We start from the raw sequence: 17,775 nt of genomic DNA, 5'->3' as shown, positions 1-17,775 counted from the left end.
GACGATCCCGCTCACATGTGGGTGTTGCGGTTCCGGAGCCCGGAACCGCAACACTCCCGTTCGCATTCACCGATTCAAATATTGATCGCGTTCGGTACTTTCACGTGAAGGATACAGTAGTAATAGATATTGAGTGGCCCTGAGCGGGCGCCTGTTCCTCACATGTACGTATGCCGTAGCAGGTGAGTCATTGATTGGTAAGCCCGTGAGGTCTAACCGATTCATTGCGGCGATGCGCCTCGCAAATTGGAAGACACTTCGCGTAAAGCGACAAGTGTCCAGCCCGCCCATACTTGCTTTACGGGGCGTAGTATGCCCGCCGCCAATTATCATGTGGCGACGGGCATACTACGGTCAATTCCCGACTCAGTTGCTATTGCGCAACTGCTGAGTAGGAGTATCCGATTTGGAGCTTGGAACCCGTCGGCAGCGCGCCTATGGGTTGGCTGAGTTCGACGTCAATCATTGTCACAACAATCCCGATTGATGATTTGCTGACTTTGTGCAACGTCACCTTGCCGAGCCCTGCTACTTGGACCACAGTGTTCGGAGCTACAGAGGCATTGATAGCCGGGAGGCCTGCAATCCTTAAGTTGGTAAAGGTAGAGGTGTCTGTCAGAGTGGATGTTGTGGCGCCGGCAGCTCTGGTTGCAGCTGTTTCGGCCTTTATGGCGTCCGCTTGAATCAGCCCATTCAATACGTTTAGCCCCGATATGGAGTTGGTCACGGTGATCTTTGGCTGCGGCGTAAGGACGCCGATGGTCTTCGTTGAAGCCGCACCAGCGGTGGCTAGGCCGGGAATGTTTATACCCGCCACGTTCGCGGAGGTGGTTCCACCGTTACACCGGGCGTAGGCGAGTGCTGTCGATCCTGAATTCAGCAGCCCACTGGCCAACACGGTCCTTGTGCTGTAACCCGAACCTGCGAGATAGCCTGCTTGGGCAGGGGTAAGATCGGCGATGCTGACACCAATTCGGATGTCTGTTCCAACCTTGAGCCCAGGTAGACCGGATTTCAGGACTTCAACACGGAGTGCTGTGGTCGAAACCCGATACACCCCATTAACAACCCTCTTTTCTTGTCCGTTCAAGGTGATCTTACCGACCGAACCCACCAGGGGCACAGCGAGATCCAGCACTGTATTAGCGCCGGGGTTGGCCCCTACGGCGACACCCAAAACCTTCAAATCAGCGATAGTCGTCTTATTCGAACCGGAGAAAACGCCAGCCGTGTTCTTGTCGGCAGAGCTTTCCGATGTGATGGCACCCGCTGTAATCAGGCCGCCAAGAATATTGGCCCCATCGGTCGTCGATTTGCTTTCGATCCTTTTGCCCGTAGTCGTTAATAGTGTTTTGACGCTTGTAGTTGCTGCTCCGACGTTTCCCACAGCTGGCACGGTAAGTGCCACGGCAGTGTTTGAGGATGTCTTGCCCGTAGAGCCAGTACAACTGATGCTTGAACTGGCCGTGGGGCCCGAGGTAAGTGTCTTGTCAGCATTGAATATGTAGGAGCCATAGGCGGAACCGGAGAAACCGGTGGAGACCTGCGCTGGTGTGGTAGCTGCAAGTGCCGGAGAAGCCTGCCCGACAAGCGCCAGCGCTAGTGCGCCAACTAAAGTGAAATGCAAACGTTTCATGTAGTTCTCCCCAGAATTTCGTACACGATCTCGTAAGGTGTTCACGATTGTGCTTACCGTACCGTCAGCATAGATTTGCAACAATAGTTTCCCCGCTGTCTGGCCAGATATTTTGTCAGGGAGAGGACGGCGGGCGCTTCGGTGCTGCTATTTCAGTGATCAAAGTTTGAACGCCCCAGCAGGCAAAGTCCCAATGATTTTGAAGGGGCAGAATCACCTGGCAGCTTTCCCGGAGGAAGGCCGCTTCCCCTTCAGGCACCTTGCTGCCACGCTTAATGACGATGAACGCTGCGGCTACCGCAGTCCTAGGATGAAAGGGATGACCGAGACCCAGACAAACCAAGCTTTTAGCCTGCGCAGCATCGCACTCCCGGCCTTCGGGCCCGCGCTGCTGTTTTGCATTGGAGAGGGTGCGGTCCTTCCGGTCATCGCTCTTTCGGCGCGCGACCTCGGCGCTTCCGTTGCCGTATCGGCGTTGGTAGTGACGCTCATCGGTATAGGTTCCTGGCTTTTCAACATCCCGGCGTCGATCATCACGGAGAAGTTCGGCGAACGTTGGTCCATCGTTGGAGCCGGCGCTTTGGGCGCTATTGCCCTGGGCGCTTCAGCCTTCGCGCCGCAGGTGGAGAACGGTCTCTGGTTGTTGGCGGTGTCCATGACGTTGGTGGGCATGTCGGCGAGCGTCTTCAACCTCGCCCGGCAAAAGTTCCTCACCGAAGCCGTGCCGGTCATCTTCCGGGCACGAGCCCTGTCTACCTTGGGCGGCGTGACCAGGATTGGTATCTTCATCGGGCCTTTCGTCGGCGCCGGCGTGATGCAGTTTGCCGGCATCAGTGGGGCCTACTGGGTGGGCTTCGCGGGCATGATGGCGGCCGCGGCCTTGTCGCTCACCATCCCGGACCTGGTCGCCCCTGAAACGTCCGACGGCGCTCCCCGCCCTCCGGCGTCGACGTTACGGAGCATCGCGGTTTCGCACGCGGGCGTGTTCCTGACTGTCGGATTTGGGATCCTCTTGCTGAGCGCGTTGAGGGCATCACGACAAGTGGTTATCCCGTTGTGGGCGGATCACTTGGGGCTCGATGCCACGCACGCGTCGCTGCTATTCGGCCTTTCCGGGGCTATCGACATGCTGGTGTTCTACCCGGCTGGGAAGCTCATGGACAGGAAAGGCAGGCAGTGGGTGGCTGTCCCTTCCACGCTGATCATGGGAGTAGCCCTCATATTGATCCCTTTCACAGGCGGATTTGTTTCCCTGTTGTTGGCTGCCCTGCTGATTGGGTTCGGCAACGGCATCAGTTCGGGACTGATCATGACGTTGGGTGCCGACTTCTCGCCGGACAATGGGCGCAGCCACTTTCTTGGCATTTGGAGGTTCATTGCAGATTCCGGGGCAACAGGGGGACCGGTGCTGCTGTCCGGGTTGACGGCTGCGATCTCGCTGTCCGCCGGCGTCTGGGCCACCGGGGTACTGGGGTTCGCCGCGGCGGTGGTGTTCGCCGTCGCAATTCCGAGACTGAAGCACCGCCGGAACTACTGAGGTCGTCCACGTTCGGACAGATTCAGGCCCGACTGATGTCGCGGCTAGACTACCGTGGTGCCTGAAAACCAGCCCGCCAATACACCTGTCCTCACTTCGTTCCAAGACCTTCAGGCGTTCCTCTCGGCGGGGGAAGTGCCCGCGGGGCTGATTGAAATTCAGTACCAGGGCTTGCCCATCGAGGTCCTGAACCTACCCGCAAACTCGGATACAACGCTGGTGAGTTTCCACGGTGCAGCTGAGAAAGACGTTCGTCTGCCGTGGTTCCTGGGTAAAGGCGTGACTGCCGGGCTGCCCGTTAACCGGATCTTCATTTCTGATCCCAGCCTTAGGAAGTCTGCTGACCTCAATCTCGCGTGGTATGCGGGATCGAGCGAACAGCCAGACCTCCAGGAAACGTTGGCGGACGTCATCAGACGCATACTCCGGGCGACGGGAGGATACAACGTGATCTTTTTCGGCAGCTCTGGCGGCGGATACGCCAGCCTGGCATTGTCGAGGTACTTCACGATGTCGCTTGCGCTTGCGGTCAATCCCCAGACTTCAATCTCCCGTTTCTATCCTGGAGCTGTAGGGAGGTATATGACCCATGCCTGGGAGTTGGAAGGCCAAGACATGTCGGAGCTACCGGGAAGCGTGGCTCACGACCTACTACCCTCATATGCTGCGGGTTTTGGACACACCGTCGCCCTGATCCAGAACGCCAAAGATTGGTTCCATATTCAGAATCACCAGATCCCTTTCTTGGATGTCGTAGGCGAATCGGAAGACGTCTTCATGCTGATGGATCGGTGGGGACCTGACACTGGCGACGGTCACACTCCACCGCCAAAGGAGCTTTTGCGGGCATGCTTCGAAGAACTGGCTACTTGTCGGGGGGACTGGCCGGCGGGATTGTCTGCTAGCGGTTTCCAAACCGAAACCACCCGGCGTGATGTGAAACGTCGTGTGGTGGACACCGCGCCGGCTCCTGTCAAATAACTGGATATGACGGGCCTTGGCAACCGCTATAGGGTGCGGTAGCTCTAAGACAGGGACGTGGTTCTCAGGAAATTCACAGAAACCTGGAAACAGTAGCTAGACTCGTGCTCGCCGCACTCAGGCGGCTAATTTCCGCGCTCTTTGGGGGGCGTATGAGCAGAGGGCGCTGTCTATGCAGAACCGACGGAGAGCCAGCGTGCGCTCTCGAATAATCCTTATTGGCGTTGTCGCACTCGTTGGAGCAGGGTTCCCTGCGCTTCCGGCCGGCGCCGACGAAGCTACAATTCCGGCACCGAGTGCAGCTCCGCGTGCCATGCCCACGGATTCCAGCGTGGCTCCCACGGATCAGTTCATTGTGAAATTCAAAGAGCGGGCAGATATCCAGTCGTCGGACATGCAGTCGACCTTTGGTTTGGCCTCCGAGGCCGTGGGCATTCATGTCGAAGCTGTACGGACTACTGGTTCCGATGAAGAAGTTGTCAAGACCGACCGAATTCTTGGGGCAGAAGAAGCTGGAGAGCTAGTCGCGGCTCTCGCCTCAGACCCAAACGTTGAGTACGCAGAACCCGACACGATCATGCGAACCTTTGCGGACCAACCAAATGACACTTACTACCATTCCCAGGGCATGCACGCCTATGACAGTATCCTCGGTGCTTGGGATGTCAGCCGGGGAGAGGGAGTCAATGTCGCTGTGGTGGACAGCGGAATTTTGGACCACAGCGATCTGAACGCAAACGTCCTCCCCGGGTACGACCTGATTAGTTCTGCCGCTGTGGCCAGAGACGGAAACGGTCGCGATCCCGATGCTCATGACAAGGGTGACGCGACCTCCGCCGGACAGTGCGCGGCGGGGCAGCCCGCTTCTCCTTCATCGTGGCACGGAACCCACGTTGCCGGTATCGTCGCCGCGGTGGCTGGCAACAATAAAGGGGTTGCAGGTGTCGCACCAAAATCAAAAGTAGTACCTGTGAGGGTGATGGGATCCTGCGGCGGGTATAAGTCAGACATCGTCGACGGCATTGTTTGGGCGGCCGGTGGCGGTGTTCCGGGCGTTCCTCAAAACGCGAATCCGGCCAGGGTCATCAATGTGAGCATTGGAGGTCGTGAAGCCTGCACGGCCCCGTTTCAGAGTGCAGTCGACACAGCCCGAAGCTTAGGTGCCGTTGTAGTTGTAGCTGCAGGAAACGAGAACATCAACGCATCCTTGATCAGCCCGGCCAACTGCCGCAACGTCATCACCGTGGGAGCGATTGATATCCAGCTGAACAGGGCCTACTACTCCAACTATGGCCTCAATGTAGATCTGGTCGCTTTTGGCGGCGACATCCGCTGGGATGTTCCCAGCGGGGTTCTATCTACGCTAAATGACGGACTGAACACGCCAACCACAGAGGCGTATTACTACGGCCAAGGTACATCGTTGGCCGCACCCCAGGTCGCTGGGGTGGCAGCCATGATGTTCTCTGCTTTTCCTGCTTTGACGCCCGGCGAAGTGGAACAGAAGATCAAGGCGACAGCCAATACCCTTTGGAGCTGCCTGGACGGCTGCGGCGGAGGCCTCCTCAACGCTGATCAGGCTTTGCGCGATGTGGCGGCAGACGCAGCTCCCATAGGGACGGGCGAGGTTTCGGTTGTTGGCGGAACGGGTGTAGGCGCTGAACTGAAACCATATGTCAGCGGTCCATGGGCAGACGTCCCTCGAATTGACTGGAGCTACCAATGGCTTCGGAACGGAACCCCCATAGCCGGGGCAACGAATAACGCGTACGAACTCCAAGGCGATGACTTAGGCGCCCGGATGTCCATCAAGGTAACAGCCAAGAAGATGCACTTCGACGCGGTTACAGTCACCTCGGCTCCGACTGCTCTGGTGGAACTCGGCAGTCTGTCGAATTCCCCGCCTGCAACTCTAGAGGGAGAGCCGTTTGTGGGAATGACTCTCACCGGTTCAGCCGGTGAGTGGTGGCCCCAGCCCGGCAGCCTAACCTATCAGTGGCTGAGGGATGGACAGGCAATCCAGGGCGCGACTGCCCTCACCTACACCTTGGTAGAGGCCGATGCCGGGAAGGCGGTATCCTTTTCGGTCACTGCAACGAGACCCTTTTTCGTGCAGACCACGGTGAAGACCGAGCCAACTCCCACGGTGATGCCCGCAGACCACGTTGTGACCCCGTCACCCATCCAGTTTGTTGAAGCGCCCTACATGGTCGACGACAAGTACGTCGTGCCTGTGAGTCCGGGCGTGGATTATCAAATTGCCGGCATGACTATTAAGGCCGGGACTTACTCTGCACGCGGCCAAGTCAAAATAAGGGCTATAGCCAAACCAGGTTATTTAGTGGCGCCCGGGGCCAAAGCCGAATGGACCGTGTTCTTCAGCACTAAGGGACCCGCCTATACGGCCCCTGCCAAGTCTCCGTTCAAGGATGTCCTGACCAGCCAGCAGTTCTATAAAGAGATGTCGTGGCTTGCGGAGCGGAAAATTTCCACGGGTTGGGTAGAAGCGGATATGTCGGTCACTTACCGACCGTTGACACCAATCAACCGCGATGCCATGGCTGCGTTCCTCTACCGCATGGCCGGATCTCCGGATTTCACACCGCCGGCAAAATCCCCCTTCAAGGACGTGCTGACGACGCAACAGTTCTATAAGGAGATGGCCTGGCTGGCCCAGACCGGCGTTTCTTCCGGATGGACAGAGTCTGACGGTTCAAAGACATATCGGCCCCTGACTCCAATCAGTCGGGATGCCATGGCAGCGTTCCTCTACAGGCTCGCCGGTTCACCCGATTATGTGGCACCGTATAACTCTCCATTCGAGGACGTGAGCGTGTACCAGCAGTTTTATATAGAGATGGCTTGGCTGTCCGAAAAGAAGATCTCTTCGGGCTGGACGGACGCCTACGGTGGCCGAACGTACCGCCCGCTCTCACCCATCAACCGTGATGCCATGGCGGCCTTCCTCTACCGCATGCCCTAAGACTGATCACGAATATCAACCGGGGCCGGTTGCAGTCTTTTCTGCGGCCGGCCCTTGTTCGTTCGGGCACTATCCGCCGCGATCCCCAAGGATTCGCAGGAATCTCCACTACTTGGCTAAACTCATTTCTGGCTGCGCTCGCGGCCACTTTTCAGCGCTCTTTGGGGGGCGTCTTGAGCAAAAGGGCGACTGTATATGCGTAACCAGCGGAAAGCCGTGGTTAGTTCTCGTTTAATCCTTCTCAGCGTCGTCGCCTTGGTGGGAGCAGCCCTGCCGGCGCTCCCTGCCGCGGCTGTTGACACGCCTGCGCCGCCGCTTCCCAGTGCGGCTCCCTTGCCGGTGACGTCAAACCTCCCGGCGACACCTACAGACCAGTTCATTGTGAAGTTCAAGGAGACTGCAGGGATCCAATCGATCGATCCCCAGAAGTCACTCAAGACAGCCGAAGAGGCCGTGGGCCTTCCGGTGGAGAGCCTTCGGACAACTTCCACCGGCGAGGAAGTGGTCAAAACGGACCGCAAGCTCTCACCCCAGGAGGCAAAAGCGCTGGTGGCCACATTGGCTGCAGATCCAGCCGTGGAGTACGCCGAACCCGACACCATCATGCAGACCCTGGCAACGGCGCCCAACGACACCTACTACAACCTCCAGTGGGGCCTTGGCAGTGGAACGGGTGGCATTAATGCACTGGGAGCCTGGGATGTCAGCCGGGGCGAAGGAAGCACTGTTGCCGTGATCGACACCGGTATCCTCGACCACAGCGACCTGAACGCAAACGTCCTGCCCGGGTACGACATGATTTCGAATGCGACCACGGCCCGTGACGGCGACGGTCGCGACCCCAACCCCCGCGACGAAGGTGACGCAACCTCCGACAACCAGTGTGCAGCCGGACGCGCCGGTGTCCGGTCGTCCTGGCACGGCACTCACGTTGCCGGCATCATCGCTGCAGTTGCGGGCAACAACAAGGGTGTTGCCGGCGTTGCTCCGCAGGCCAAGATCGTACCCATCCGGGCCATCGGAACTTGCGGCGGCTACAGCTCGGACATCGCGGACGGCATCAGGTGGGCAGCCGGCGGCCCGGTGCCTGGGATCCCAGCCAACGCCAACCCCGCCCGCGTGATCAACCTCAGCATTGGCGGCCGCGCAACGTGCTCAGCCACCTACCAGAATGCTCTGGACTTCGCCCGGAGCCAGGGTGCAGCCGTTGTGGTTGCTGCCGGCAACGAGAACGTTGACGCGTCACTCGTCAGCCCGGCCAACTGCAGCAACGTCATCACGGTGGGAGCAAGCACCCGCACCGCGGAAAAGGCCTACTACTCCAACTTCGGAGCGAACGTGGACGTCATGGCCCCTGGCGGAGACATGACGAAAGACGCGCTCAACGGCATCGTGTCCACGCTGAACCAAGGTGCTGATACTGCCACCACAGAGGACTACTACCTCAAGTCCGGTACCTCCATGGCGGCCCCACATGTCGCAGCTGTTGCAGCGATGATGGTGGCCACGCTTCCCGCCCTCACCCCGGCCGACGTCGAACAGCGCCTGAAAGCCAACGGCCGCCCGGTGGCAGGTTGCATTGGGTGCGGCTCGGGTCTGGTGGACGCCAATGCCACCGTCAAGCAGGTGGCGGCAGACGCAGCCCCAATCGTCGCCGGTACGCCAACCATCGCGGGTGAAGCCGCGGTGGGGAAGACCCTTACCGTTGACCGGGGCGCTTGGTCCAACGTGGACTCTGCGGAATGGACCTACCAGTGGAACCGTTGGGGCGTGCCGGTTGCCGGTGCTACCGATTCCACCTACACCTTGGTGGCCGACGACCATCAGGCCGCAATGACCGTTACGGTCACTGCGACAAAAAAGTACGTTCCGGCCGTGTCTGCCACGTCCGCGCCGACCGCCCAGGTTGGGCCGGGAACCTTGACTGGAGACACTCCCGTCATTCTCGGTTCCGCGTACGTAGGCAGCACCCTGACCGCCCAGGCAGGAACCTGGGAACCCGCACCCGTGGAATTGCGCTACACGTGGACCCGGCATAAGGCCGGCACCACCGGCGATGACGTTTCCAGCCTTCCTGAATACACACTCACCAGTGAGGATGTTGGTTCCACCCTGACGGTGCAAGTAGTGGGTGTAAAGACGCCGTACTGGCTGCTGTCGATGACCAGCAAGCCCACGGCCACGGTTGTCGCCGCAGACAAGGCGGTGACCCCCGCGCCTGTCGTCTTCAACGAAGCCCCGTACATGGCCGATGACAGCTACACCATCCCCGGATCCGACTCTGTGGACTACCAGGTGGACGGAAAAACGGTCGACGCCGGAACCCACACCGCCCGCGGCCAAGTGAAGGTAACGGCAAAGGCGAAGGAAGGGTGGGCGCTGCTCAACGGTGCCACGTCCGAATGGAAGGCCTACTTCAGCAGCAAAGGCCCGGACTTCACTGCGCCTGCAGTTTCGCCGTTCAAGGACGTCCTCACCACCCAGCAGTTCTACAAGGAAATGTCCTGGTTGGCGGATCGCAAAATCTCCACGGGCTGGGTCGAAGCGGACCAGTCCGTCACCTACAGGCCGGTCACACCCATCAACCGTGATGCGATGGCTGCGTTCCTTTACCGGATGGCTGGATCTCCTGATTACACGCCGCCCGCGCAGTCGCCGTTCAAGGACGTGTTGACCACCCAGCAGTTCTACAAGGAAATGTCCTGGCTTGCAGATGCTGGCATTTCGTCAGGTTGGACCGAATCGGACGGATCGCGGACGTACCGGCCGCTGACCCCCATTAACCGCGATGCGATGGCTGCCTTCCTCTACCGTTTGGTTAATAAACCGGATTTCGAAGCTCCCACGACTGCCCCTTTCAGCGACCTTGACCCCAACCAGCAGTTCTACAAAGAGATGGTCTGGATGAAGGTCACCGGCATCTCGACAGGTTGGCAGATCGGCGAAGGCAACTACGTCTACAAGGCTCTTGAGCCCATCAACCGTGATGCCATGGCTGCCTTCCTTTACCGCATGCCATAAGGACTCGTCCGTACCTTGTTTGAAGAAACAAACGGCCGCAGAACAACCTCGCAAGGTTGCTCTGCGGCCGTTTGGCGTACAAAGAAGGTCAGGAAGCCACAAGGGCAGGCGTCTTCGACGCCCGGTCAGGGACCTTGCCAGTCACCAAAGCCACTGCAACCACCAGCAGCACCAGGCCCCACGTTGCGTTGGCTGTATCCAGCCCGGTCCGCATCACCACGAACGGCGGAATGATCGCCAGCACGGTCCCCGTCAGGATGCGCCACATGGCGGGCCGGGCGGCACCAGGTGCCAGCGCGGTGCTGGCAAGCTCCAGCCGGACCAACGGTGTGGACACCAGGAGCACCAGCACCCATGCGGCCACGTAGAAGAGGGGACGGCTCAGCCACCACTCGGCACTCGCCGGCTCAGGGAATGGCAGCCGGAGGAGCAGTGCGATTCCAAACATCGCGATGATCAGCGGCAGATGCCACAGGTAGATGGTCATGGCCCGGCTGCCGACCACAAACATGGTTTTCTGCACCCAGCCGACCCTCACGCACCGCTGCAAAACGGGGTATACGGCCTTGACCAACAGGATGTGAGCCAGTCCCACCAGGATCAGCGGGAACATCGGCGGGTTCTGGTTGGTCAGCATGTCCACCGGGTACGGGCCCCCGTGGGTCAGCGGAACCAGTGCAACGTAGCAAGTTACAGCACCCAAAAGCAGCTTCCAGCGAGCGAACCGGTCAAAGAATCCGTCCGCATAGAAGAACCCAAGTTGTTGCAGCAGACCCCAAACGAACACCATGTTCAGCAGCCCGATCGGGTTTGAGTCGAAGCCCCAGGGATTGTGCTCCAAGCCCAGGCGAAAGACATCGACGACGGCGGCGCCCGCAGCCAGCGCTGCGACGGTCCGGTACGGTGCCCGGCCGTGAAGTTTCGCCATTGTTGGCACCATTGCCTGGCAGATCAGGTACGCGGCCAGGAACCACAATTGAACTCCGGCGCCCACAGAGATAACCGTGAGCAGATCGCCCGGGACGCCAGCCGCCGTCGCACTCCATAACGCAACGGCGAGGAACGCGTATAAGGCAACCGTGGGGCGGACCAGCCGCAGCACCCGGTTGCGGAGGTAGTCGCCGGCGTCACCGCCGCGGCGCTGCAGGCTCCGCCAGGAAGTCAGCGACGCGAAGCCGCCCACAACGAAGAAGAGCGGCATGACTTGGCCGAACCATGTCCCTTGGGCGAACCAGCTCAGGGACGTCAACGGATTTTCGACGCCAATCCCGGACCCGTCCACGCTGATGCCCATCATGAGGAGGTGGACGGCCACTACGGCGAACATGCAGGCGACCCTGATGAGGTCGACGACCAGATCGCGGGAAGCCAGGACGGTAGTGCGGGCAGAACCGCGGTCGGCTCGGGGCCTGAGGGTGGATGACATGGGTGCTCCTAGGATATGCCACTGTTTGTCCATCGATTGGACTAACTGTAACCCACGTCGGCTGCTTCGTCGACGTCATCATCAGAAACCTTTGCGCCTGCCGGGTTGGGATGGGCATGGCCCGGCGTAGCCTTAAGACGTAATAACGCCCCGAATTACCGAGTATCTTCTCCCGCGCTCATGGCGCACTCCAGAAACCCCACCAATGAAGGGCAGCGCTGATTGCTATGCACATCAGAGAATTTTGGAATCAGCTTTCTCCGGAAACCCAGCAATGGCTCATCGACAACCCCGGAAGCATGATCGTTCCGCGGACGGTCACTGCCATCATCACTCAGCAGACAGGTGAAGACAGTGCCGTGGACAGCCACGGCGGCACGGTTCTCACCGATGACGATCGGCTGTTCATTCGCGAGCAGGCCAGGCGAAGGGGCTAGGCCTTGCGAGCCGCCAAGCCGAACAGCCAAGTGCCGCCCAGGGCTGAGAGGTAACCGGCGATCACGATGAACGCTGTGCCTGCCCAGAAGTAGTCGATGGTACTGTCGGCGCTCAAGCCAGGCATGACCTGCAGCAAGGAATAGCAGGCCGCGGCGATGGCGATCAGCAGGGCGGCGACCGTGAGCCATACCCATATCCGGGACGCTGCCCAGTGTTCGCCGTATCCTTTCCACACGTTCCAACTGCTGCCGGTGCGGAGAATGAGCCAACCCGCCGGGAGCATTACGGCGCCCACCACCAGGAAGGCTGCGACGACGTCGGCCGGGCGATGCCATTGGTTGATGAGAGTTGAGACTCCGGTGGCTACTGCGAAGGTGCTGCCCAGGAAGCCGGCCAACGGGCGCCAGCGGGGTGACACCATGAGGAAGACGGCGGCAGCCGCGGAGGCGGCAAGGGTGGTGTGGCCGGAAGGGAGTGAGTTGAGTTCCAGTGTCTGGACTCCGCGGTCGGGCCTGTCTGGAATGAGGAATTTGAGGATCTGGGTGGCCGCGTTGGCGCCGATGCAGGCTGCTACGGCGATTCCCGCAGCAGTCCAGCGTCGTCGGGCCACCGTGACGAAAACGACCATGAGGGTAGCAATGGCCAGCGAGAGCATGGGGAGCATATCCAGCAGGCTGGTGGAAGCGCGACCGGCGGTTCCACCAAGCTCGGTTGCTTCCACCAGGGCGGACTCGTCAATGAACTGGCCCATGGTGGTGCGCACAAAGAAGTAATACGTCGCGGCCAGGCCCACCACACTGGCGATGGTGGCCAGGATGAAAAGGAATCCTGTGCCGACGCCGGCGTCGCGTGCTTGAATCGGCCGTTTGCTCGACCTCCCGCTGGTGCGGAATTGCTGGGAACTCATTCTCTCAAGACTGCCACAATTCGCTGGACGGCTCATGTGAAGAGTTCTCCGGCGCGGCGGGCGAGGTGAGGCCTCTGCAACATTCCTGTGACACTTGACACGTGTTAGGCGTCGGGCATAGTGTTCCTCACACGTGTTAGGGAAGGATATCTACATGTCGGGAACCAATGGGGCTTCGCGTCAATTCACACGCAGAAGTGCCCTCACAGCCCTCGGCGCCGGAATTGTTGGAGTAACCGCGGCGTCGTGGCCGCGGCTCACCGGAACAGACATCCCGGGCAGGGGAGACAACAGCCTCAGCATCGCCATCATGGGCACCGCCGCAGACGCCGCAGCCCGCCAGAAGGTCATCGACGCCTTCGCCAAAGTCCACCCCGAAATCAAGGTCAAGGTTCAAGCCATCCAGGCCGTGGACTGGAAGGACTTCTTCACCAAGATCCTCACCATGGTGGCAGCAGGCACCCCGCCGGACGTTGTCTATGTGGCCACCGAAGGCGCCCAGCTGTTCGCGGAAAAGCTGGCCCATCCGCTGGACGAGTACCTGCGGCGCGACGCCGCGGACATGAAAGAGTACTTCGAGGACGTCCACCCCAGCCTGGTGGAAGCGTTCATGTACAAGGGCAGCCTCTTCCAGCTCCCCATCGACTGGAACGCCGCCAACATGTACTACAACACCGCCTCACTGGCCGCCGCCGGTCTGGAACGGCCGGCCGACAACTGGACGCATACCGACTTCCGCAGCACACTCGCCGCCATGAAGAAGGCCAAACCAGCGGATTTCACTCCCTACTACTGGACCAACCGTCTCTTCGGCGGAGTGGTGCCGTGGCTCTACGCCAACGACACCAGCTTCCTCAAAGAGACCAAGTCCCCGGGCGGCGAGTGGCTCTGGGATGGCTTCTACTCCAACCACCCCACCCGTAGCCTTCGCTCCGGCGGTTACCAGTGGCTCGAACCCAACGCCGACGACCCCCGGGTCTTCGAATCCTTCGACTACCTCCGCGGACTGGTCAAGGACGGGTTGGGTGTGCGGCCAGAGGAAGGCGGCGGCAGCGCGCTGATCGGCCTTTTCGCCTCCAACAGGATTGGTACGACGCCGGCAGGCGGCTATTGGGTGCAAGGTCTCCATGAAGCAGGAATGACTGAGCAGGACTTCGACGTCCAGTTCTTCCCGAAGTGGCGGACCCAGCGACACCAGTTCGGCACAGCGGGCTACGCCATCATGAAGACCGCCAAGGACAAAGACGCCGCCTGGGAATGGGTGAAGTTCAGCTCCAGCCTGGAGGCGATGCAGATCGTGTTCCCCACGCCGAACACCACTCCAGCCCGCCGCTCCATGGTCAACGAGCAGCTCTACGCGGGAACCGGCCCGCGGAACTGGAAAGTCTTTTACGACACCCTGGACCGTTTCCCCACCACAGGTCCCATTCCGGCGCCGCCCCAGCAGGCCGCCGTCGAGACCGCCCTGATGAAGAATGTCAGCCTGGCAGTCAGCGGAGACGAGCGACAACTCAAAGATGCCCTCAGCTCCATGCAGCGCGACCTTGAACTTGCCTTGAGGAGGCAGCCATGAGCACCGCAACCAGTACGCCCACTGGAACGGGGCGGGAGCCACACCGGAAGGTCGCGCACAAACACAGCCAGCCATCCACGCGCGGCCGCGTGCAGCAACGCTGGCTGCCATGGGCCTTCCTTGCACCAACCATCGTTGGCATGGGCATCTTCACCCTGCTGCCCATCGTTGCCTCGATTGCGCTGGCATTCTTCCGCTGGGACATCATCTCGGCACCGACCTTTGTGGGATTCGACAACTTCGCCGAGGTAGTCCAGGACCCCACCGTCCGGGTCTCGTTCCTCAACACCATCGTGTTTGTGGTGGTGGCCGTGGCGCTGCAGCTCGGACTGGCCCTGGGACTTGCGATCATGGTGCAGGAGAAGCTCCCTGCCTGGCTGAGGGTGTTCTTCCGTTCCGCGTTCTTCTTCCCGCTGATCCTGTCCGCGGCATCGGTCTCCATCTTTATGCGATACCTCTTTAACGAGCAGTTCGGCGTCGTGAACTGGATGCTCTCGTTGATCGGAATCCCGGCAGTGCCGTGGCTGACAACCCCAGGCGGGTCTGCCGCCGTCGTCATTCTTGTCTACGTATGGCAGAACTTCGGGTTCTCCTTCCTGCTGTTCATCGGCGGCCTGGCGTCCATTCCGGTGGAGACATACGAGGCTGCATCGATCGATGGCGCCACCGGATGGCGCAAGCACTGGTTCGTCACCCTGCCGCTGCTCAGCCCAACCACCCTGGTGGCCTCCGTCATGGCCATCATCAACGCACTCCAAGTGTTCGACCAGCCCTACGTCCTCACCCGCGGTGGGCCCGGAGACTCGACGCGAACGGCAGTGATGGTGATCTTCGAGTCCGCGTTCCAACGACTCGAGTTCGGCCAGGCGTCCGCGATCGGAGTGATCCTGACGCTCATCATCATGGCCATCACCGCCGCGCAATTCCGGCTCAGCAAACGATTCGTCTTCTACCAGTGAGGCCCGCCATGACCACCATTCAAGAACGTGTCACCACCACGGCGCCTGTAATCACTCGGAAGAAGCGGGACTGGTCAGTGGCCGGCCGCATCATCATCCTCCTGATAGCGTCCGTCTTTGTCCTGGGTCCCGTGTTGTGGACGCTGTCCACCTCGCTGCGGCCGCCGTCGGAATCCTTCAAACTGCCGCCCGCGTTCCTGCCGCTGAACCCGGACCTCGCCTCCTACACGCAGGTCTTCAAGCAGCTCAACATCGTGCTGCTGGTGGTGAACAGCGCCTTGGTGACCGGGCTAATCGCCGTCGGACAGATGGTGACAGCGGCACTTGCCGGCTATGCCTTCGCGCATCTTCGTTTCAGGGGTCGCGGCGCGTTGTTCTCCATTGTGCTGGCCACCATGATGGTGCCCGCGCAGGTGACCATCGTGCCCGTGTTCATGCTCATCCGCGGCGTGGGGCTTTCCGACACGCTGCTCGCGCTGATCATCCCGGCGATCCCGACGGCGTTCGGTACCTTCCTGATGCGTCAGTACTTCATGGGGTTGCCGGGTGAGCTCGCTGAAGCGGCTGCGATCGACGGTGCCTCGCCATGGCGGACGTTCCGTTCCGTGTACGCGCCGCTGGCCATGCCCGGGCTGGCGATCGTAGGAATCCTGGCGTTCAACTTCCACTGGAACGAGTTCTTCCGGCCGCTCATCATGACCATCTCCGAGCAGAACTTCACCCTCCCGCTGGGCCTGGTCTCCCTCCAAGGCAACCTCGGCACGGGAAGCATCTCCGTGGTCCTGGCCGGTGTTGTCCTCTCCATGATTCCCGCGCTGGTGGTGTTCATGTTCGGCCAGCGCGCGCTGCAGGACGGACTCACCGCGGGCACGGGCAAATAGTCTCCTCAACTTTCTGAAAGGGGTTCCGTTGACGGACCTTGCACTCTCTTCCACTCTGTCTCTGGCGGCCACGCACCCGGATCCGGCCTTTCCACGCTTCCACCCGCGTCCGGCCCAGGGCTGGATCAACGATCCCAACGGGGTCAGCTACATCAACGGCCGCTACCACGTGTTCTTCCAGTACAACCCTTTGTCCGCCCGGCACTCGCAGATCCAGTGGGGACACGTCAGCTCCCCGGACCTGGTCCACTGGGAAGAACACCCGGTGGCGCTATCGCCCCAGCCGGGTGGCCCCGACTCCGCAGGCTGCTGGACGGGCGTGGTCACCTCCGACGACGGCGTGCCCACCGCCGCCTACTCCGGCGTGCAGGACCACGGCGGGCATTCGCAGGTGGTCATTGCCCGGGGTTCCGCGGATTTGGTGGCCTGGTCCCAGGATGGGCATGTGGCCGCATCCATGCCTGTCGACCCGCTGGTTACCGCTGTTCGCGATCCCTTCATCTTCCGCTTCAACGGTGCCCGCTACGCCATGCAGGGGGCGGGATTGGCTGACGGCCGAGCTGCTCTGCTGCTGTACACGGTGGATTCCCTCGATGACTGGAAGTACCAGGGAATCTGGCTGACCACTGCCGATCCCGTCGCGGGCCTCCATACCCCGGCCGAGATTTGGGAGTGCCCGCAACTGGTCCAGGTGCCAACGGGGGAATGGGTGATGATGTTCTCGCTGTGGCTCTCCGGCGACGACCACGAGCACGCCAACGGTGTGGGCCACCTGATCGGCTCGCTCTCCGCCGATCCGGAGACTGGGCTGCCGGTCTTTACGCCCGTAACTGGCGGAAAGTCCGACCTCGGCCGGGACTTCTACGCGCCGCAGATCGTGCAGCTTACATCCGGTTCTGTTGATTGCGCACCTGCGGCGCTGCTGTGGGGCTGGGCCAACGAAGGACCCGGACGCGACGGCCGCCGGGGCCGCGCCCAAGCGGAAATCGACGACGCCGGGTGGTCGGGTGTGTTGACGCATCCTCGCGTTTTGTCGGTGGTTGAGGGTTCCCTGGTTGTCACTCCCGCGCCCGAAGTCCTCGCATACCGGGGCGCTGCTGTGGCTTTGGGTGCTGCTGGATCGGTTACTGTTCCTGGGTTTGCCGAGGTGCTGGTGCGGGGGTCTGGTGGCGGTTCTGGTTCCGGTTCCGGTTCCGTGGAGTTGGTCCTTGGTTCAGGTCCCGCGGCCCAGGTGGTCTACTCGGATCCCCTGGCTGCGGGGGAGGAGCTGAGGATCTTCCTCGACGCGTCCCTCGTGGAGGTGTACCGTACCGGTTCCGTAGCTACGACCCTCCGCGCCTACCCCGCTCCCGGGGAGTCGTGGGAACTCACCCTGCCCACGGGCGCGACTGCCGACGTGTGGGAGCTGACCCTACCCGCCTAGGTGCTGGCCG

At 60.9% G+C, this 17,775-nt stretch carries 12 protein-coding genes; 9 read left to right on the top strand and 3 right to left on the bottom strand.

The genetic code is table 11. From position 1 onward, the window contains the following. Window positions 1-373: 373 nt before the first annotated feature. Window positions 374-1,636 (bottom strand): choice-of-anchor P family protein, encoded by a 1,263-nt coding sequence (locus tag J2Y68_RS09545; RefSeq protein ID WP_309992579.1) that lies wholly within the window; start codon window positions 1,634-1,636, stop codon window positions 374-376. A 319-nt stretch (window positions 1,637-1,955) separates the two neighbouring features. On the opposite strand from J2Y68_RS09545, the gene J2Y68_RS09540 reads away from it, so the two are divergent. The 4 genes from J2Y68_RS09540 to J2Y68_RS09525 all read left to right on the top strand — a co-directional run bounded on the left by J2Y68_RS09540 (window position 1,956) and on the right by J2Y68_RS09525 (window position 10,158). Next, on the top strand, window positions 1,956-3,173 hold the full coding sequence (locus J2Y68_RS09540) for an MFS transporter (protein WP_309992576.1): 1,218 nt from the start codon (window positions 1,956-1,958) through the stop codon (window positions 3,171-3,173). A 57-nt stretch (window positions 3,174-3,230) separates the two neighbouring features. Beyond that, a complete protein-coding gene (locus J2Y68_RS09535; RefSeq protein WP_309992575.1) occupies window positions 3,231-4,154 on the top strand; it encodes a hypothetical protein in 924 nt (307 codons plus the stop codon). A 331-nt stretch (window positions 4,155-4,485) separates the two neighbouring features. Further along, a complete protein-coding gene (locus tag J2Y68_RS09530) occupies window positions 4,486-7,137 on the top strand; it encodes a S8 family serine peptidase (protein WP_463675852.1) in 2,652 nt (883 codons plus the stop codon). A gap of 195 nt (window positions 7,138-7,332) precedes the next feature. Further along, window positions 7,333-10,158 carry a S8 family serine peptidase gene (locus tag J2Y68_RS09525; RefSeq protein WP_309992571.1) on the top strand — a complete coding sequence of 942 codons (2,826 nt, stop codon included), beginning with the start codon at window positions 7,333-7,335 and terminating at the stop codon, window positions 10,156-10,158. A gap of 88 nt (window positions 10,159-10,246) precedes the next feature. Here the strand turns inward: J2Y68_RS09525 and J2Y68_RS09520 are convergent, their stop codons facing one another. Continuing rightward, a complete protein-coding gene (locus J2Y68_RS09520; RefSeq protein WP_309992569.1) occupies window positions 10,247-11,584 on the bottom strand; it encodes an acyltransferase family protein in 1,338 nt (445 codons plus the stop codon). A gap of 227 nt (window positions 11,585-11,811) precedes the next feature. Between J2Y68_RS09520 and J2Y68_RS09515 the strand changes: the two genes are divergently transcribed. Further along, entirely contained in the window at window positions 11,812-12,021 is a 210-nt protein-coding gene (locus J2Y68_RS09515; protein WP_309992567.1) for a hypothetical protein, read from the top strand. Here the strand turns inward: J2Y68_RS09515 and J2Y68_RS09510 are convergent. After that, a complete protein-coding gene (locus J2Y68_RS09510) occupies window positions 12,018-12,929 on the bottom strand; it encodes a phosphatase PAP2 family protein (RefSeq protein ID WP_309992565.1) in 912 nt (303 codons plus the stop codon). The two genes, J2Y68_RS09515 and J2Y68_RS09510, sit on opposite strands and share 4 nt — an antisense overlap. Before the next feature lie 154 nt (window positions 12,930-13,083). Between J2Y68_RS09510 and J2Y68_RS09505 the strand changes: the two genes are divergently transcribed. From J2Y68_RS09505 to J2Y68_RS09490, 4 genes are read left to right on the top strand one after another with little or no spacing between them, the layout of a single operon-like run. Continuing rightward, the gene (locus J2Y68_RS09505) at window positions 13,084-14,502 is read left to right on the top strand and encodes an extracellular solute-binding protein (RefSeq protein ID WP_309992562.1); all 1,419 of its coding nucleotides are present in this window, start codon (window positions 13,084-13,086) and stop codon (window positions 14,500-14,502) included. After that, entirely contained in the window at window positions 14,499-15,461 is a 963-nt protein-coding gene (locus J2Y68_RS09500) for a carbohydrate ABC transporter permease (RefSeq protein WP_309992559.1), read from the top strand. The genes J2Y68_RS09505 and J2Y68_RS09500 overlap by 4 nt, the downstream gene beginning before the upstream one ends. A gap of 8 nt (window positions 15,462-15,469) precedes the next feature. Next, window positions 15,470-16,342, top strand: a complete 873-nt coding sequence (locus tag J2Y68_RS09495; RefSeq protein ID WP_309992557.1) for a carbohydrate ABC transporter permease — start codon at window positions 15,470-15,472, stop codon at window positions 16,340-16,342. 28 nt (window positions 16,343-16,370) lie between these two features. Then, entirely contained in the window at window positions 16,371-17,765 is a 1,395-nt protein-coding gene (locus tag J2Y68_RS09490) for a glycoside hydrolase family 32 protein (RefSeq protein ID WP_309992555.1), read from the top strand. The last annotated feature ends 10 nt before the right edge of the window (window positions 17,766-17,775 follow it).

This window comes from Paenarthrobacter nitroguajacolicus (assembly GCF_031455195.1).
Taxonomy (GTDB): domain Bacteria; phylum Actinomycetota; class Actinomycetes; order Actinomycetales; family Micrococcaceae; genus Arthrobacter; species Arthrobacter nitroguajacolicus_D.
Note: the sequence above shows the minus strand (reverse complement) of the source record. Positions and strands in the feature narration are given on the sequence as shown.